At 69.4% G+C, this 17,507-nt stretch carries 19 protein-coding genes; 11 read left to right on the top strand and 8 right to left on the bottom strand.

The genetic code is table 11. The annotated features are described in order from the left end of the window. Window positions 1-40 precede the first annotated feature (40 nt). On the top strand, window positions 41-262 hold the full coding sequence (locus AC27VN_RS01170; protein WP_490875318.1) for a hypothetical protein: 222 nt from the start codon (window positions 41-43) through the stop codon (window positions 260-262). A gap of 431 nt (window positions 263-693) precedes the next feature. Here AC27VN_RS01170 and AC27VN_RS01165 read toward each other — a convergent pair whose 3' ends face one another. Then, window positions 694-1,380, bottom strand: coding sequence for a DUF418 domain-containing protein (locus AC27VN_RS01165; protein ID WP_490875317.1), 687 nt, complete (start codon window positions 1,378-1,380; stop codon window positions 694-696). Window positions 1,381-1,667: 287 nt separating this feature from the next. On the opposite strand from AC27VN_RS01165, the gene AC27VN_RS01160 reads away from it, so the two are divergent. Continuing rightward, entirely contained in the window at window positions 1,668-3,287 is a 1,620-nt protein-coding gene (locus AC27VN_RS01160; protein WP_490875316.1) for a phospholipase D family protein, read from the top strand. A gap of 7 nt (window positions 3,288-3,294) precedes the next feature. Here the strand turns inward: AC27VN_RS01160 and AC27VN_RS01155 are convergent, their stop codons facing one another. The 4 genes from AC27VN_RS01155 to AC27VN_RS01140 form a co-directional block, all read right to left on the bottom strand. Beyond that, on the bottom strand, window positions 3,295-3,714 hold the full coding sequence (locus tag AC27VN_RS01155; protein ID WP_490875315.1) for a murein hydrolase activator EnvC family protein: 420 nt from the start codon (window positions 3,712-3,714) through the stop codon (window positions 3,295-3,297). 230 nt (window positions 3,715-3,944) lie between these two features. Next, complete coding sequence (locus AC27VN_RS01150) at window positions 3,945-4,436, bottom strand: CreA family protein (protein ID WP_490875314.1); 492 nt, start codon at window positions 4,434-4,436, stop codon at window positions 3,945-3,947. Between the two features lie 4 nt (window positions 4,437-4,440). Beyond that, window positions 4,441-4,992 carry an NUDIX hydrolase gene (locus AC27VN_RS01145; protein WP_093342880.1) on the bottom strand — a complete coding sequence of 184 codons (552 nt, stop codon included), beginning with the start codon at window positions 4,990-4,992 and terminating at the stop codon, window positions 4,441-4,443. A gap of 21 nt (window positions 4,993-5,013) precedes the next feature. Beyond that, window positions 5,014-5,715, bottom strand: coding sequence for a fumarylacetoacetate hydrolase family protein (locus AC27VN_RS01140; protein WP_208509969.1), 702 nt, complete (start codon window positions 5,713-5,715; stop codon window positions 5,014-5,016). Between the two features lie 173 nt (window positions 5,716-5,888). On the opposite strand from AC27VN_RS01140, the gene AC27VN_RS01135 reads away from it, so the two are divergent. The 3 genes from AC27VN_RS01135 to pgeF are packed head-to-tail and all read left to right on the top strand — an operon-like array spanning window position 5,889 to window position 8,235. After that, window positions 5,889-6,806 (top strand): tetratricopeptide repeat protein, encoded by a 918-nt coding sequence (locus AC27VN_RS01135; RefSeq protein ID WP_490875313.1) that lies wholly within the window; start codon window positions 5,889-5,891, stop codon window positions 6,804-6,806. A gap of 32 nt (window positions 6,807-6,838) precedes the next feature. Then, window positions 6,839-7,477, top strand: coding sequence for a maleylacetoacetate isomerase (gene maiA, locus AC27VN_RS01130; protein ID WP_208509974.1), 639 nt, complete (start codon window positions 6,839-6,841; stop codon window positions 7,475-7,477). After that, complete coding sequence (gene pgeF / locus AC27VN_RS01125; RefSeq protein ID WP_490875312.1) at window positions 7,477-8,235, top strand: peptidoglycan editing factor PgeF; 759 nt, start codon at window positions 7,477-7,479, stop codon at window positions 8,233-8,235. Before maiA ends, pgeF begins: the two co-directional genes overlap by 1 nt. On the opposite strand, the gene AC27VN_RS01120 is transcribed toward pgeF, so the two are convergent. Beyond that, window positions 8,167-8,490, bottom strand: a complete 324-nt coding sequence (locus AC27VN_RS01120) for a hypothetical protein (protein ID WP_490875311.1) — start codon at window positions 8,488-8,490, stop codon at window positions 8,167-8,169. The genes pgeF and AC27VN_RS01120 overlap by 69 nt on opposite strands. A gap of 181 nt (window positions 8,491-8,671) precedes the next feature. Here AC27VN_RS01120 and phaC point away from each other — a divergent pair, with 181 nt between their 5' ends. Beyond that, window positions 8,672-10,441 carry a class I poly(R)-hydroxyalkanoic acid synthase gene (phaC, locus tag AC27VN_RS01115; RefSeq protein ID WP_490875310.1) on the top strand — a complete coding sequence of 590 codons (1,770 nt, stop codon included), beginning with the start codon at window positions 8,672-8,674 and terminating at the stop codon, window positions 10,439-10,441. 43 nt (window positions 10,442-10,484) lie between these two features. After that, a complete protein-coding gene (locus AC27VN_RS01110) occupies window positions 10,485-11,663 on the top strand; it encodes an acetyl-CoA C-acetyltransferase (protein WP_490875309.1) in 1,179 nt (392 codons plus the stop codon). 25 nt (window positions 11,664-11,688) lie between these two features. Here AC27VN_RS01110 and AC27VN_RS01105 read toward each other — a convergent pair whose 3' ends face one another. Further along, the gene (locus tag AC27VN_RS01105) at window positions 11,689-12,321 is read right to left on the bottom strand and encodes a glutathione binding-like protein (protein WP_490875308.1); all 633 of its coding nucleotides are present in this window, start codon (window positions 12,319-12,321) and stop codon (window positions 11,689-11,691) included. A gap of 28 nt (window positions 12,322-12,349) precedes the next feature. Between AC27VN_RS01105 and yghU the strand changes: the two genes are divergently transcribed. Beyond that, window positions 12,350-13,231: a glutathione-dependent disulfide-bond oxidoreductase gene (gene yghU, locus AC27VN_RS01100; RefSeq protein ID WP_490875307.1), complete on the top strand. Its 882-nt coding sequence runs from the start codon at window positions 12,350-12,352 to the stop codon at window positions 13,229-13,231. Between the two features lie 187 nt (window positions 13,232-13,418). Here the strand turns inward: yghU and AC27VN_RS01095 are convergent, their stop codons facing one another. Beyond that, the gene (locus AC27VN_RS01095) at window positions 13,419-14,327 is read right to left on the bottom strand and encodes a LysR family transcriptional regulator (protein WP_490875306.1); all 909 of its coding nucleotides are present in this window, start codon (window positions 14,325-14,327) and stop codon (window positions 13,419-13,421) included. A 147-nt stretch (window positions 14,328-14,474) separates the two neighbouring features. Here AC27VN_RS01095 and AC27VN_RS01090 point away from each other — a divergent pair, with 147 nt between their 5' ends. From AC27VN_RS01090 to AC27VN_RS01080, 3 genes are all read left to right on the top strand, one after another. Then, the gene (locus tag AC27VN_RS01090) at window positions 14,475-15,479 is read left to right on the top strand and encodes a tripartite tricarboxylate transporter substrate binding protein (protein WP_490875305.1); all 1,005 of its coding nucleotides are present in this window, start codon (window positions 14,475-14,477) and stop codon (window positions 15,477-15,479) included. A 19-nt stretch (window positions 15,480-15,498) separates the two neighbouring features. Next, the gene (locus AC27VN_RS01085) at window positions 15,499-16,386 is read left to right on the top strand and encodes an HTD2 family dehydratase (RefSeq protein ID WP_490875304.1); all 888 of its coding nucleotides are present in this window, start codon (window positions 15,499-15,501) and stop codon (window positions 16,384-16,386) included. A 28-nt stretch (window positions 16,387-16,414) separates the two neighbouring features. Next, window positions 16,415-17,507, top strand: a 1,093-nt coding sequence (locus tag AC27VN_RS01080) for a CaiB/BaiF CoA transferase family protein (RefSeq protein WP_490875303.1), incomplete at its 3' end; no start/stop codon positions are given.

Genomic DNA, 17,507 nt, shown 5'->3' with positions numbered 1-17,507 from the left:
CTCGCACTCTCAGGCGGCGCGCACGCTCACAGCGCCGCGCTTGACGCTCACCGAGCCGCCGCCGGGCCTCTCAGAGGCTGCCGAAGCCGGTCTGGCCGATGACGACATGCTCGCGTTCGACCCGAGGCTTCGGCTGTCGTCGCGGCTTCTCCGCCCGCAGGATGGCCAGCATGGCCATGAGGGCAGCGCCGGCACCGATGCCGGCTATGAAAACGAAAGCGATAAAGAAAGGGTCGGATGCTCGCATGCGGTCCTAACGTAAGTTCGCACCCCACGGTTTACAGGGGGTTACACATATACGTTTGTACCGCAAGCCAGCAGGGACCGGAAGAGCAGAGCCCCCACCCGTGACGGGCGTGCTACAGAACCCTGGCCCGCTTGGGTGGGCCCCGGCGCGGAGGCTTCCTGCTGCTCAGGCTGGCGAGGGCCCGTTCCACGTCCCGTTGGGGCAGCAGCTGCGATTTGCCGCAGTTCTTGCAACGGTAGGGTTTCAGCCACGGAAAAAAGCGCATCCAGGCCTGCTGCGGGCTGCTGTCCAGATGCTCGATGCTGCAGGGGCAGGGCGAAAACGGGTTGGCCATGAAATTCCCGGCGCGGGCGCGGTGTTGCGTGGTCCCTGGGAGGCTCTCCGGCCATCCGCCGAGAATTGTTGCAGTGCATTGTTAAATCTCTCTTAGAGGCGCCCGCCGGGCATCAGACCTGTCCTTCCCGCTTCGACCGCATCGGCGCCATGCGCCCCTGCACCAGGCTGCGCCAGGCCCATTCCAGGGGGCCGAGCCGGTAGCGCCGCAGCCACCAGCAGCTCGCGGCCGCTTGCAATGCCAGGATCGCCATGCAGGCCACGGCGAGGCCCGCCACGCCGAACTTCGGGCACAGGCCCGGGCCGACGCCGTAGAACAGGCTCAGGCCCACCAGCATCTGCACGAGACCATTGCTCCATGCCATGCGCCCCAGCGGTGTCAGCTTGCGCAGCCGGCGCCGCCAGGCGGCATGCTGGAACAGCAGCACGAAGGCCGCGATGCAGAAAAGCCCCTGGGCCAGCGCCGCCACCGCGTGCGGCAGGCCGGTCGCGAATCGGCCCGTTGAAACGTGCAGCGCGAGCAGCAAGCTCGTCGCGAGGCTCGCCAGCAGCAGCCGGCGCCAGAACCGCCGATGGGCCACCGACTGCCGCAGCGCGTCCGCATGACCCAAGACAAGGCCGGCCAGCAGTGCCCCCAGCACGAGGAGCGGCCACGAGACGGCGGCACCCGTGAAGTCGAGCGGCGAGAAGCCGCGCAGGCCCACGACCGGCACGCCGAACAACGCGAAGCCGCGCAAGGCATCGACGAGTTCGAGCCGGCGCGGCCTGGCGTCTTCCGCGGTGGCGGCGGTGCGGGCCATTGGCCAGGTCGAAGAAAGAGGAAGAGGCGGCGTGGCGAGTCCGAGGGTCATCGATGTGCGGCAGGGTCTGCGAAGCGATGGAGGGAACCCGGCATGGCGCGGCAGGCCGCCAGGTGCGAGACGCCGTGGCCGTGGGCGATGCGCGTCGGCCACTGATGCTAGGCAGGCGCATTGCCTCAACATTACGCAGGCTGCGTGGGGTCGTCGCCTCGTGGTAGAAACCGCCGCCCGCATCGCCTTCCGGTGCGGCCATCCCCTTGTCACACCCACCCGCTTCGTCCGCCTCTTTGCCCGCAGACCGCATCGGCCGCGCATGGCCGACGCTCGTCCTCTGGCTCACGCTCGGTTTCGCGCTGCTGCTGGGCGGTTGCGCGGGCCTGCCCACCGAGGTCGCGCGCCGGTCGTCGGTGACGATCCCGAACGGCGCCGACACCACGCTCGGCCGCCTCGTGGCGGGGACCGCGCCGCGCAGCGCGGATGAACCGCTCAGCGGCTTCCGCCTGCTGCCGATGGCGCAGTTCTCGCTGCATGCGCGCATCGAGCTGATCCGCCGCGCCGAGCGCTCGATCGACGTGCAGTACTACCTGGTGCAGAACGACGAGACCGGCCGCTACCTGCTGCGCCACCTGCGCGACGCGGCCCAGCGCGGCGTGCGCGTGCGCCTGCTGGTCGACGATCTCTACACGGCCGGTGCCGATCCGCTGTTCCGGGGCCTGGCCGCGTATCCGAACGTCGAAGTGCGGATGTTCAATCCGTTCCCCGCCGGGCGCGAGTACTTCGGCACGCGCTGGACCGCGTCGCTGCTCGACTTCAACCGCGTGCACCGCCGCATGCACAACAAGCTGTTCGTGGTCGACGACACGATGGCGGTGATGGGCGGGCGCAACATCGCCAACGAGTACTTCCTGCGCGACGGCGGCTCGAACTTCATCGACATCGACACGCTGGTGGCCGGGCCCGTGGTCCACAAGCTGTCCTCGCTGTTCGACATCTACTGGAACAGCCCCTACGTCTACCCGATCGAGTCGCTGGTGTCGGCCGACGGCGCATCGCCGCAGGCACTGCGCTCGCGCTTCGACGAACTCACGAGCGGGCCGGGCACGCCCGAGCCCGAACAGCCTTCGGCCACCGATCTGCTGGGCCACCATCCGCTGGCCGCCGACCTCGACGCAGGCCAGTTGCAACTGGCCTGGGCGCGCGCCGAGGCTTACGCGGACGCGCCCGCCAAGGCGCTGGCGCCCGAGGAGAGCCGCGGCGCGCCGGCCGACGTCTCGCCCGACAGCGTGCAGTTCAACCTGCAGCGCCACTTGCGCGGCGCGCGCACCGAAATCATGCAGACCACGCCCTACCTGATCCCGGGGCGCGGCGGCATGGAAACCATCCGGCACGTGCGCGGCAACGGCGTGGGCTACATCATGGTCACCAACTCGCTGGCGGCCACCGACGAGTCGCTGGTGCACATCGGCTACCGCCGATACCGCGCCGAGATGCTGCGCCTGGGCGTGGCGCTCTACGAGCTCAGTCCCAAGCGGGTCGAGCAGAGCCGGCGCTTCGGCATGTACGAGACCTCGAGCGGCCGGCTGCACGGCAAGTCGGCGGTGATCGACGGGCGCACGGTCTTCATCGGCTCGATGAACTTCGATCCGCGCTCGGTGCTGCACAACACCGAGATCGGTCTCTTCATCTTCAGCCCGCAGATCGCGCAGCAGCTCAACAGCCTGATCGGCTTCATCCGACTCGACGGCGCCTACCAGCTGCAGCTCGGGCCGCGCGGTGGCATCGAATGGGTGAGCCCGGCCGCGGGCGATGGCGCCGACACCATCCTGCACACCGAGCCCGAGACGAATTTCTGGGCGCGCTGGCGGCTCGAGCTGCTCGCTCCGCTGGTGCCCGAGAGTCTGCTGTGAGGCTCGCTTACTGCTGCAGCCGGCCGCTCAGGTAGGGCTCGGGATCGACGGCCACGCCGTTCTTGCGGATCTCGAAGCGCAGCTTCACGCGGTTGGCATCGCCGCCCGATCCCATCTCGGCGATCTTCTCGCCCTGGCGCACCACCGCGCCTTCCTTCACGAGGATGGTGCTCGCGTGGGCATAGGCGGTGAGGAAGGTCTCGTTGTGCTTGACGATGACCATGTTGCCGTAGGCGGCCAGCTCGTTGCCCACGTACACCACGCGGCCGTCGGCCGAGGCCACGATCGGGTCGCCGAGGTTGCCGGCGATGTCCACGCCCTTGTTGCGCACGCCGTCGAAGCGGCCGATGGTGGTGCCGGCGGCGGGCCGGATGAACATGGCCTGGCGTTGCGGCGGGGCCGTCGTGGTGCGACCGGGCTGCTGCATGGGCGGCAGTGGCGTGGTCGTACAGGCGGCGATGCCGGCGGCGAGCAGCGCCGCGGCGCCGATTCGGAAAACGGAAGTCTGAAGGTGCATGGCGCTCGGTTGGAACGGGGGCGTTCTGAAGGGTTCCTTCGGATCTCGGGGCCGGGTGGTCCCGGCCGGTCGATGCTAGCAAAGTCGCCGGCACGTTCCCATCGGGCCGGCAGGGACTTCCCGCGCGCGGCTTCAGGCGATCACTTCAGCGGGATCGGCGTGCCGCGGTCGATCGGCACCGCGGTGACGCTGTTCTTCGGCGAGCCGTCGATCAGCAGGTCGGAGTAGGTGAGGTAGATCAGCGTGTTGCGCCGTGCGTCGACCATGCGCACCACGCGCAGCCGCTTGAACAGCACCGACAGCCGTTCGCTGTAGACCTCCTCGCGCTTGGGCAGCGGCTGCGTCACGTTCACCGGGCCGACCTGGCGGCAGGCGATCGAGGCCTCGGCCTTGTCCTCGGCCACGCCGAAGGCGCCCGCGATGCCGCCGGTCTTGGCGCGCGAGACATAGCAGGTCACGCCGTTGACCTTGGGGTCGTCGTAGGCCTCGATCACGATCTTGTGGTCGGGGCCGATCAGCTTGAAGGCGGTGTCGACCTCGCCCACGGTCTCGGCATGGGCCGCGGTGGCGGCCAGCAGGGCGGCGGCGAACGCGAGCGCCGCGCCGCGTCGAAGGGAGATGGCGTGCTTCATCGGTTCAGACGATGTCGATCGTGTGGACGCGGTCGAAACTGCCGCGGCGCCGATCCTCGAAGTAGTGCTGCAGCGCCTCGCGCACCGTGCGGAAGGCGATCTCGTCCCAGGGAATCTCCTCCTCGGCGAAGAGCTTCGCTTCGATGGTCTCGTGGCCCGGATCGAAGCGGTCGTCGAGCAGGCGCGCACGGTAGAACAGATGCACCTGTCCCACGCGCGGCACGCTCATCACCGCGAACAGGCCCTCGATCTCGAAATTGGCACCGGCTTCCTCGTCGGTCTCGCGCGCCGCGCCCTGGGCCGTGGTCTCCTCGAGCTCCATGAAGCCCGCCGGCAGCGTCCATTTGCCCCAGCGCGGCTCGATGTTGCGCTTGCACAGCAGCACCTTGTCGCCGAGCACGGGGATGGTCCCCACCACGTTGAGCGGGTTCTCGTAGTGGATCGTGTTGCAGGCCGGGCAGACGGCGCGTTCCTTGGTGTCGCCGTCGTCGGGCACGCGGTAGACCACCGCGGTGCCGCAGTTCTTGCAATGCTTGATGGGGATGCGCAGCAGCATGGGGCGGGCGTGCTCGCGGCCTCAGACGATCTTGACGGTCAGCACGGGCAGGCCGGCGACTTCGCCCACCAGCGTGTCGCCCGCGACCACCGCCGCCACGCCTTCGGGCGTGCCGCTGTAGATCAGGTCGCCGGGCTGCAGCTCCCAGGCGGCCGACAGATGCTCGATGGTCTCGGCCACGTTCCAGATCAGCTTGCTCACGTTGCTGCGCTGGCGATCGCTGCCGTTCACCTGCAGCGAGATCTCGGCCTTCTCGGCGTCGCCGGCCTGCGCCACCGGCACGATCGGGCCGATCGGCGCGCTCTGCTCGAAGCCCTTGCCGATGTCCCAGGGGCGGCCCTGCTTCTTCATCTCGTTCTGCAGGTCGCGGCGGGTCATGTCCAGGCCCACGGCATAGCCGAAGATGTGCTTGTGTGCGTCGGCGGCCGCGATGTTCTTGCCGCCGGTGCCGATGGCCACCACGAGTTCGATCTCGTGGTGCAGGTTCTTGGTCAGCGTGGGGTAGTCCACGGTGCCGGTCTGGCCGGCCTCGACCACCACGGCGGCGTCGGCGGGCTTCATGAAGAAGAACGGCGGTTCGCGGCCGGTGAAGCCCATTTCCTTGGCGTGATCTTCGTAGTTGCGGCCCACGCAGTAGATGCGGTGCACCGGGAAGCGGGCGGTCTGTCCGACGACGGGAACGGAAACGGTCGCAGGCGGGGCGAAGACGAACTCGGAGGCCATGGAAAAGTATCCTTTGGAGGCGAAGCGGGAGAGGGGGAAGCCGGCAGTGTGCCAGAGGCGCCGGCCGGCCGCCGGGCACCGGGGGCGGCCATCGGGGTATGCGGGCCGAGGTGCCGCGTTCAGGGCGCAGAATACGGCCCGTTTTCCGCCCCGCCACCGCTTCGCTCCTCCCCATGCCCCTTCGATTCGGAAAAGCCGGCAAGGCCCAGGCCTGCAACGACCTCGGCAACACGCGCCAGGACGACGGCGACGAGGACGGCGCGCTGCAGGCCTATGCCGAGGCCAGCAGCCACCGTCCCGACTGGGCCGTGCCCTGGTACAACGCCGGCCTGATCCACAAGTACCGCGGCGACTGGGCCGCCTCGCTCGAGGCCAATGCGCGCGCCGTGCAGTGCGATCCGGGCAACGAGGGCGCGGTCTGGAACCTCGGCATCGCCGCCACCGCGCTCGGCGACTGGACCACGGCGCGGCGCGCCTGGCGCCTCTACGGCATCCCGCTGGCCGAGGGCGAGGGCCCGGTCGACCACTTCGCCGGCCTGACGCCGATCCGCGTGCATGGCGACGAGGCCAGCGAGGTGCTGTGGGCCGACCGCATCGATCCCGCGCGCGCCATCCTGCGCAACGTGCCGCTGCCGGGCTCGGGCCACCGCTACGGCGACCTCGTGCTGCACGACGGCGCGCCCAATGGCTACCGGCTGCACCAGGGGCGCGAGGTGGCGGTGTTCGATGCGCTCGCGTTGATCGCGCCTTCCGACTACGCCACCTTCGAGCTCTGGATCGAGGAGGCGTCGCAGGACGAGATCGACACCCTGATCGCGCGCTTCCACGCGGTGGGCGACGGCGCCGAGAACTGGAGCCTCGGCATCCGCATGCTGTGCGCGGCCTGTTCCGAAGGCCGGCCCTACGGCGACGGCGAGGGCCACGAACATCCGGCCGACCAGACCGTGGGCCCGCGCGGGCCCTGGCGCCTGGGCCTGGCCACGCGCGGGGAGGCCGCGGCCCGCGCCCTGCTCGACGACTGGCAGCGGGAACATCCCGCGGCCGCCCCGCGCGACCTGCGCTGCGTGCTTGCCGCAGCGCCCCGCTCATGAATCGCACCGACGCTATCCTCGAAACCATGACCATGAAGCTGCACAACTACTTCCGCTCCTCCTCCTCGTTCCGCGTGCGCATCGCGCTCGAGCTCAAGGGACTCGACTACGAATACATCCCCGTGCACATCGCGCGCGGAGAGCACCGCACCGGCCCGTACGCGGCGATCTCGGCCGACAAGCTGGTGCCGATGCTGGAGGACGAGGGCGAGCGCTTCTCGCAGTCGCTGGCGATCATGGAGTACCTCGACGAGGTGCATCCCGAGCCGCCGCTGCTGCCGAGCGATCCCGCGGGCCGCGCCCACGTGCGCGCGCTGGCGCAATCGATCGCCTGCGAGATCCATCCGCTGAACAACCTGCGCGTGCTCAAGTACCTCGTGAAGGAACTCAAGCTCGACGAGGAAGCCAAGAACGCCTGGTATCGCCACTGGGTGCGCGACGGCATGCTGGCCTTCGAGCGCCAGCTCGCGCTGCAGCCCGCCAGCACCTTCTGCTGGGGCGAGAAGCCCACGCTGGCCGACTGCTGCCTGGTGCCGCAGGTCTTCAACGGCCGCCGCTTCGACTGCGACTTCAGCGACCTGCCGCGCAGCATGGCGGCCTTCGACGCCTGCATGCAGCTCGACGCCTTCCAGCGCGCGCAGCCCTCGCAGTCGCCCGACGCGGAGGCCTGATGGCGCAGCCCTGGCTGGTGCCCGACTGGCCGGTGCCGGCCCATGTGCGCGCCGTCTGCACCACGCGCGAGGGCGGCGTCTCGCAGGGGCGCTATGCCAGCTTCAACCTCGGCGACCACGTCGGCGACGACCCGGCCCATGTCGCGGCCAACCGCGCGCGGCTGCGCGAGGCGATCGGCACGCGGCCGGTGTTCCTGCAGCAGGTGCACGGCACGGGCCTGGTGTCGCTCGACGCGCCGGACGTGGCCGACGGCACCGCGGCCGATGCCTGCACCGCCACGGTGCCGGGCACGGCCTGCACGATCATGGTCGCCGATTGCCTGCCGGTGCTGTTCTGCGATACCGAGGGCCGGCGCGTGGCGGCCGCCCATGCGGGCTGGCGCGGGCTCGCGGGCGGGGTGCTGGAGCAGGCCTTCCGCGCCTTCGAGGACGACGGGCAAGCCGGCAGCGACGTCGTCGCCTGGCTCGGCCCCTGCATCGGCCCCTCGGCCTTCGAGGTCGGCGCCGAGGTCAAGGCCGCCTTCGAGGCCCATGCGCTCGAGGCCGCCGGCTGTTTCCGGCCGGGCGCCGCGCCGGGCAAGTGGCTGGCCGACCTGCCAAGGCTCGCACGCCAGCGGCTGCGCGCGCTCGGCATCGAGCGGATCCACGGCAACGACGGCGGCGATGCCTGGTGCACCGTGCGCAATGCCTCAGGGTTCTTTTCGCACCGGCGCGACGGGGTCAGCGGGCGTTTCGCCGCGCTGGTCTGGAAGGTCTGAATGTCCGGCCTGCGCCGCCCGTTCCTCGGCGGCCGCGCGCCGCGCCGCCTCCTGCGCGGCCAGTTCCTTTTCCTTCAGCGCCCGGCGCCGCGCGGGCGTGCTCATCAGGTAAACCACCAGTGTCACGGGGGCGAGCCCGTACAGTAGAAAGGTGATGATGGCGCCGAGCACGGTGCCGGTGGTGTTGGTGGCCTGGGCCACCGCCATCATCAGCACCACGTAGAGCCAGCCGATCACGACGAGATGAATGAACATGGGAAAAGGAGAGCGGGGCGAACGAAAGAGGAAGTAAAGCGTGTTTCCACACCGGCCGTGCGATGACGGCCACCGGGGTCCGGACCGCGCCGGCGCGGCGTTGTGAGCGTCTTGCGAATGCAGCATACTCAAACGACGCAAAGCCATCCGGATCGATTTCAGGCGAGGAGCAGGAGACACCATGACGAAAGCAACGGGGGCCGACGCGTTCGAACCCTTTCAACAGGCGCTCACCCAGGGGTGGCGCAAGGCGCTGGAGTCCTTCCAGCAGCCGGCCGGGCAGGGCGCCTGGACCGGCAATGGCAAGCCCCTATGGCAGATGCCGCAAATACCTGAGATGCCCGGCATGCCCTCTTTGGGCGCGATGCCGGAATTGCCCAAGTTCTCGATCGATCCCGCGGCGCTGCAGGCCATCCAGCAGCAGTACATCTCCGAGGCCACCGCGCTCTGGGGCCAGGGCTTCCAGGCCAGGCCCGAGGGCGACCGGCGCTTCGCCGGCGAGGCCTGGAGCGGCAACCCGCTGTCGGCCTTCTCGGCCGCGATCTACCTGCTCAATGGCCGCACGCTGCTGAAGATGGCGGAGGCCATCGATGCCGACGAGAAGACCAAGGCGCGGCTGCGCTTCGCGGTCGAGCAGTGGATGGCGGCCTCGTCGCCGAGCAACTCGCTGGCCTTCAATGCCGAGGCGCAGAAGAAGGCCATCGAGACCCAGGGCGAGAGCATCGCCAAGGGCATCCAGAACCTGCTGCACGACGTGCGCCAGGGCCACCTGAGCATGACCGACGAGAGCGCCTTCGAAGTGGGGCGCAACGTCGCCACCACCGAGGGCGCGGTGGTGTTCGAGAACGCGTTCTTCCAGCTGCTCGAGTACAAGCCGCTGACCGCCAAGGTCTACGAGCGCCCGTTCCTGCTGGTGCCGCCGTGCATCAACAAGTTCTACATCCTCGACCTGCAGCCCGAGAACTCGCTGATCCGCTATGCCAACGAGCAGGGCCACCGCGTGTTCGTGGTGAGCTGGCGCAATCCCGACGAATCGCTCGCGCAGGCCACCTGGGACGACTACATCGAGCAGGCCGCGATCGAGGCCATCCACCGCGTGCAGGAGATCAGCGGCAGCCCGCAGATCAACACGCTGGGCTTCTGCGTCGGCGGCACCATCCTGTCGACCGCGCTCGCGGTGCTGGCCGCGCGCGGCGAGAAGCCGGCCGCCTCGGTCACCTTGCTGACCACCTTCCTCGACTTCAGCGACACCGGCATCCTCGACATCTTCGTCGACGAGCCCATGGTGCAGTACCGCGAGATGCAGCTCGGCAAGGGCGGCCTGCTGCCCGGCGGCGACCTGGCGTCCACTTTCAGCTTCCTGCGTCCCAACGACCTGGTCTGGAACTACGTGGTGGGCAACTACCTCAAGGGCGAGACCCCGCCGCCCTTCGATCTGCTCTACTGGAACAGCGACGCCACCAACCTGCCGGGTCCGTTCTACGCCTGGTACCTGCGCAACACGTACCACGAGAACAAGCTGGCCGAGCCCGACGCGCTCACGGTCTGCGGCGAGAAGATCGACCTGCGCCGCATCGACATCCCGGCCTACGTCTACGGCTCGCGCGAGGACCACATCGTGCCGATCGGCGGCGCCTACGCCTCGACCCAGATCCTGCCGGGCAAGAAGCGCTTCGTGATGGGCGCCTCGGGCCACATCGCGGGCGTGATCAACCCGCCGGCCAAGAACAAGCGCAGCCACTGGATCCGTGCCGACGGCAAGCTGCCGAAGACCCAGGCCGAATGGCTGGCCGGCGCGCAGGAGCATCCGGGCAGCTGGTGGACCGACTGGTCCCAGTGGCTCAAGGGCCACGCGGGCAAGCAGATCCCCGCGCCCAAGACCTACGGCAAGGGCAAGGCCTACCAGGCCATCGAGCCCGCCCCGGGTCGCTACGTCAAGGCCCGCGCCTGACACTTGCATTACCGAATTTCAAATCACCTCAACGGAGAACCTCATGGAAGACATCGTCATCGTTTCGGCCGCGCGCACCGCCGTCGGCAAGTTCGGCGGCTCGCTCGCCGGCATCGCGGCCACCGAACTGGGCGCCATCGTCATCAAGGAAGTGATCGCGCGTGCCAACCTCACGCCCGAGCAGGTCGGCGAAGCCATCATGGGCCAGGTGCTCGCGGCCGGTGCCGGCCAGAACCCCGCGCGCCAGGCGTGGCTCAAGAGCGGCGGCGCCAAGGAAACGCCCGCGCTCACGATCAACGCCGTCTGCGGCTCGGGCCTGAAGGCCGTGATGCTCGCGGCCCAGGCGGTTGCCACGGGTGACAGCGACATCGTCGTGGCCGGCGGCCAGGAGAGCATGAGCCTCGCACCGCACGTGCTGCCGAACTCGCGCAACGGCCAGCGCATGGGCGACTGGAAGCTGGTCGACACCATGATCGTCGACGGCCTGTGGGACGTCTACAACCAGTACCACATGGGCATCACGGCCGAGAACGTGGCCAAGAAGTACGGCATCGACCGCGCCGCGCAGGACGAACTGGCGCTCGCCAGCCAGACCAAGGCCGCCGCCGCGCAGGACGCCGGCAAGTTCAAGGACGAGATCGTTCCCGTCACCATCCCGCAGAAGAAGGGCGACCCGATCGTCTTCGACAAGGACGAGTTCATCAACCGCAAGACCAGCGCCGAAGGCCTGGCCGGCCTGCGCCCCGCCTTCGACAAGGCCGGCGGTGTGACCGCGGGCAATGCCTCGGGCCTGAACGACGGCGCCGCCGCCGTGCTCGTGATGACCGCCAAGAAGGCGGCCGCCCTCGGCCTCAAGCCGCTGGGCCGCATCGCCAGCTACGCCACCGCCGGCCTCGACCCCGCGATCATGGGCATGGGCCCGGTGCCGGCCTCGACCAAGGCGCTGCAGCGCGCCGGCTGGAAGGCCGCCGACCTCGACCTGCTCGAGATCAACGAAGCCTTCGCCGCGCAGGCCTGCGCCGTGAACAAGGAAATGGGCTGGGACATCAACAAGGTCAACGTCAACGGCGGCGCCATCGCCATCGGCCATCCGATCGGCGCGTCGGGCTGCCGCATCCTGGTGACGCTGCTGCACGAGATGCAGCGCCAGAACGCCAAGAAGGGCATCGCCTCGCTGTGCATCGGCGGCGGCATGGGCGTGGCGCTCACCATCGAGCGCTGACCCCTCGGCGCGCCGTCGTCGTTGCTCAGAGCGACATCGACGGCCGCTGCGCCATCGCCGCGCGCCAGCGCATCAGCTCGGGGTGTTTCTCCCCGGGCTTCACGCGCACGATGCGCGCGAAATCCACCGCCACCACGGCGGTGATGTCGGCCAGGCTGAAGCGGTCGGTCGCGATGAACTCGCGGCCGGCCAGCCGGTCGTTCAGCGTCTCGAAGAAATGCTGCACCCGCGCCAGCCCGCGCTGCGCGAGCTCGGGGATCTGCGCGTAGTTCACCGGGCCCGGCAGCGCACGGTCGGCCATGGCCGGCGAGCCGTTGCGCAGGGTCTCGGCGATCGCCAGCAGGCCCTCGAATTCCACGCGCCAGTTCCAGCTCGCGACCTCGGCCTTCTCGGCCGGCGTGCGGCCCATCAGCGGCGGCTCGGGATGGCGCGCCTCGGCCCAGGCCGCGATGGCGGCGTTGTCGGTCAGCAGGCCGTCTTCGGCGGTGCGCAGCGCCGGCACCGTGCATTGCGGATTGATCGCGCGGTAGGCCGCGCCCAATTGCTCACCACGAACCAGGTCGACCTGCACCGTCTCGTGGGCAATGCCCTTCTCGGCCAGCAGGATGCGCGCGCGGCGCGGACTCGGCGCGGTGGCGCAGTCATAGAGAATGTTCATCGTCTGTCCAACTCCTGGAACTCATTGCATGAATGGCACGACCGCCTATACGCCGCCCACCGTCTGGTCCTGGAACAAGGAAAGCGGCGGCCGCTTCGCGAACATCAATCGCCCGATCGCGGGTGCCACCCATGAGAAGGACCTGCCGGTGGGACGGCATCCGCTGCAACTCTATTCGCTGGCTACGCCCAATGGCGTGAAAGTGACGGTGATGCTCGAGGAACTGCTGGCGCTGGGCCACGCGGGCGCCGAGTACGACGCCTGGCTGATCCGCATCAGCGAGGGCGACCAGTTCGGCAGCGGCTTCGTGGCCGTCAATCCCAACTCCAAGATTCCCGCGCTGCTGGACCGCAGCGGCGCCACGCCGATCCGCGTCTTCGAGTCGGGCGCGATCCTGCAGTACCTGGCCGAGAAGTTCGGCAATGCCTTCCTGCCGACCGAGCGCGCGGCGCGCGCCGAATGCCTGTCGTGGCTGTTCTGGCAGATGGGCAGCGCGCCCTATCTGGGCGGTGGCTTCGGCCACTTCTATGCTTACGCGCCGACCAAGATCGAGTACGCGATCGACCGCTTCGCGATGGAGGTCAAGCGTCAGCTCGACGTGCTCGATCGCCGGCTGGCCGAGAGCCGCTACCTCGCGAGCGACGACTACACCATCGCCGACATCGCGGTCTGGCCCTGGTACGGCGCCCTCGCCAAGGGGCAGCTCTACGAATCGGGCGAGTTCCTGCAGGTGAGCGAATACAAGAACGTGCTGCGCTGGAACGACGAGATCGCGCAGCGCCCCGCGGCGCAGCGCGGCCGCATGGTCAACCGCGCCTGGGGCCAGCCCGAGAGCCAGCTGCACGAGCGCCACGACGCGGGCGACTTCCAGACCCGCACGCAGGACAAGCTCGGCGCCAACCCGGGCTGAGCCTGTTCATCTTGTACACCGCCCGTTTTTTGAGCAAAGTGTGGAATCCCTTTATAAAACAACGACTTAAATTCGTTTTACAAGGCTCCACATGAGTTGTCCCCAAAGTTGTGCACAGAAAGTGGGGATGAAGCGGCGGAACTCAGGAGTCACGTGCAAGTAGGCGCAGTCCCACGGAAAATCTCCCTCAGGCGCCGGCTGCATCGGCCGCGTAGTGGCGGCATAGCGTGTCCACCAGCGCCTGCGCATACACCGGCAGCGCCGCGCGTTCGCGCACCAGCAGATAGCGCTCGCGCACGCACCAGGCGTCGCTGAGCTCGATCAGCGCGAGCTTCATGCCCTCCTGGTTGCGGCGCGCGGCCGACTCGGGCACGACGCCGATGCCCACGCCGCTGCCGATCATCAGGCACATGGCGTCGAAGCTGCCGAGCTGGATGCGCAGCTTCTGGCGCTTGCCGATGCGGTCCGTGACCTGCCCCAGGAAGGCCTGCAAGGTGCTGCCCTGCTGCATGCCGATGGCGTCCTCATCGAGGGTCTCGGCGAAGGCGATGGTGCGCAGGTGCGCGAAGCGGTGCTGGCGCGAGGTCACGAGCACCAGCCGGTCGGTGCTGAAGTGGATCGATTCCAGGCCCAGGGTGTCGACGCTGCCCGCGACGATGCCGATGTCGGCGCGCCCGTCGCGCACGCCGCGCGGTATCTGAGCGTTCGGTTTTTCCTGAAGGTCGACGTTGATGCGCGGATTGGCGGCGAGGAAGGCCGGCAGGATCTCGGGCAGGAAGTCGGTCACGGCCGTGGTGTTGGCGAACACGCGCAGGTGGCCGCGCAGGCCACCGCCATATTCGAGCAGGTCTGTGCGCAGCTGGTCGGTCTGGTTCAGCAGCAGTCGTGCATGGTGCAGGAAGGCCTCGCCCGGCGGCAGCAGGCGCACGCCGCGCGCCTCGCGCTGCAGCAGCTGCAGGCCGGCCTGGTTCTCGAGCGCCTTGATGCGGGCGCTCGCCGCGGCCAGCGACAGGTGCTGCCGGTCGGCCGCGCGCGTGAGGCTGCCGAGCTCGGCCGTGGCCACGAACAGGCGCAGGTCGGTGAGGTCGAAAAGCATGGCCCGATGGTAGCAAGCGACCGCGAGGCTTCGGCAAGACCGAAGGCTGGGTTCCGAAATCGGAGATTGCGCCGAGGTGGAGGCGCGGCGCACCATGCCGCCATGGCCGGGGAGCACCGCGGCCCTTACAACACACCGGAGACAGGCATGGGTTCTCGCGCAACGGCGCTTTCTTCTTCTCTTTTCTCGTGGTTCGCGGCGGCATCGATCGCCGTGCTGTCGGCCGGCGCCTCGGCGCAGCCGGCGGCCAGCACCTATCCCACGCGCCCCGTCACCTTGATCGTGCCGCAGGCCGCGGGCGGCACCAACGACATCGTCGGCCGGCTCGTGGGCCAGAAGCTCGGCGAGCTGCTCGGCGTCGGCGTGGTGGTCGACAACCGCCCGGGCGCGGGCGGCAACATCGGCACGCAGCTCGCAGCCAAGGCACCGAAGGACGGCCAGACGCTGTTGATGACCATCAGCAGCAGCCAGGCGATCAACCCCGCGCTCTATCGCAACCCGGGCTTCGATCCCGAGAAGGACTTCAAGCCCGTGGGCCTGATCGGCGCCGTGCCCAACGTGCTGCTGGTCAACCCCGGCTTCGCCGCCAAGACCCTGCCCGAGCTGCTGGCGCTCGCGCGGCAGAAGGGCGCGCATTACCAGTACGCCTCGGCCGGCAACGGCACGCTCAACCACCTGCTCGGCGAGATGCTCAACAGCATGGCCGGCCTCTCGCTCGAGCACGTGCCCTACAAGGGCGTGGCGCCGGCCATCAACGACGTGCTCGGCGGCCAGTTGCCGATCGTGTTCGCGAGCCTGCCCTCGGCGCTGCCGCACATCAAGGCCGGCAAGCTGCGCGCGCTGGCCGTCAGCGGCGCGAAGCGTTCGCCGGCGCTGCCCGACGTGCCCGCCATCGCCGAGGCGGTGCCGGGCTACGACGGCACCCTGTGGATCGGACTGTTCGCGCCCGCCGGCGTGCCGGGCGAGGTGCTCGCGAAGCTGCAGGACACCATGCACAAGGCGCTGGCCGCGAAGGACCTGCGCGAGAAGCTCGAGCAGCAGGGCGTGGAGGTCGCGCCGCCGACCTCGCCCGAGCAGTTCGCGGCGCTGCTGCACGACGACCTCGGCAAGTGGGCGCGCATCGTCAGGCAATCGGGCGCCTCGGTCGATTGACCCGGATTCAGGAGAACGGATGACCCCACACGACACCCCCGCCATCGACGCCGCCGCGCTCGCCGGCCTGCAGGCCTGGCAGGGCCGCAGCGAAAGCCTGCACGACCAGATCGTCGCGAGCCCGGTGCGCGCGCTCTCGGCCACGCTCGACCGCGACGATCCCGCGCCGATCGCCGGCACGCCGCTGCCCGCGCTGTGGCACTGGCTCTATTTCCTGCCGCACCACCGCCAGTCCGAGATCGGCCCCGACGGCCATGCGAAGCGCGGCGGCTTCCTGCCGCCGGTGCCGCTGCCGCGCCGCATGTGGGCCGGCGGCCGGCTGCGCTGGGAGGCCGGCAATCCGCTGGCCGTGGGCGACACGGTGGAGCGGCGCTCGACCATCGTCTCGGTCGAGCACAAGACCGGCCGCAGCGGCGAACTGGTGTTCGTGCTGGTACGCCACGAGGTGCACAACGCGCGCGGCCTCGCGCTGACCGAGGAACACGACATCGTCTACCGCGCCGCGCCGCAACCCGGCGAGGCCGCGCCGCCGCCCAAGGCCGCGCCGAAGGACGCCGCCTTCAGTCGCGACATCGTGCCCGACGACGTGCTGCTGTTCCGCTACTCGGCGCTGACCTTCAACGGCCACCGCATCCACTACGACCGGCGCTACGTCACCGAGGTCGAGGGCTATCCGGGCCTGATCGTGCACGGCCCGCTGATCGCGACCCTGCTGGTCGACCTGCTGCGCCGGCACACGGGCGACGCGCCGCTCGCGCGCTTCGAGTTCCGCGCCGTGCGGCCCACCTTCGACATCGCGCCGTTCCGCGTGCATGGCAAGCCCGGCACCGACGGCGGGAGCTTCGCGCTCTGGGCCGAGGACGCCGAGGGCTGGCTCACGATGCAGGCCACCGCGGTGCTGGCCTGAGCTTCTTCTTTTCTCGGGAAATCAAGCAATGACAAGACCCCTCGACGGGATCACGGTGGTGTCGCTCGAACATGCGATCGCGGCGCCTTTCTGCACCCGCCAGCTCGCCGACCTCGGCGCGCGCGTCATCAAGGTGGAGCGCCCGGGCGTGGGCGACTTCGCGCGTGCCTACGACCAGCGCGTGGCCGGCGAGGCCTCGCACTTCGTCTGGGTCAACCGCTCGAAGGAAAGCATCTCGCTCGACCTCAAGCAGCCCGCCGCGCTCGAGGTGCTGCAGGAGCTGGTGGCCGGCGCCGACGTGCTGGTGCAGAACCTCGCGCCGGGCGCCGCGGCACGCATGGGGCTGGGTGCGCAGGCGCTGCAGGCCAAGTACCCGCGGCTGGTCGTCTGCGACATCTCGGGCTATGGCGAGGACGGCCCGTACCGCGACAAGAAGGCCTACGACCTGCTGATCCAGAGCGAGGCCGGCTTCCTCTCGGTCACCGGCACGCCCGAGGAGCCCTGCAAGTCGGGCAACTCCATCGCCGACATCGCCGCGGGCATGTATGCCTACACCGGCATCCTGGCCGCGCTGCTCCAGCGTGGCAAGACCGGCAAGGGCTCGCACATCGACGTCTCGATGCTCGAGTCGCTGGCCGAGTGGATGGGCTTTCCGATGTACTACGCCTACCAGGGCGCGACGCCGCCGCCGCGCAGCGCCGCCTCGCACGCCACCATCTATCCCTATGGCCCGTTCCCCGCGGGCGACGGCGGCACGGTGATGCTCGGCCTGCAGAACGAGCGCGAGTGGAAGCTGTTCTGCGAGAAGGTGCTGCTGCAGCCCGCGCTGGCCACCGACGCGCGCTTCGACAGCAATGCGCGGCGCAACGAACACCGCGAGGAGCTGCGCGCCATCATCGTCGGCCTGTTCGGCGCGCTGAGCACCGCCCAGGTGCTCGAGCGCCTCGACGCCGCCCAGATCGCCAATGCGCGCATGAACGACATGGCCGGGCTCTGGGCGCATCCGCAGCTGCAGGCGCGCGAGCGCTGGCGCCAGGTGGACTCGCCGGCCGGGCCCATTCCCGCGCTGCTGCCGGCCGGGCGCCAGAGCGCCTTCGACTACCGCATGGACGCCATCCCCG

The organism is Variovorax sp. 20P10.2.4, from assembly GCF_058244205.1.
Note: the sequence above shows the minus strand (reverse complement) of the source record. Positions and strands in the feature narration are given on the sequence as shown.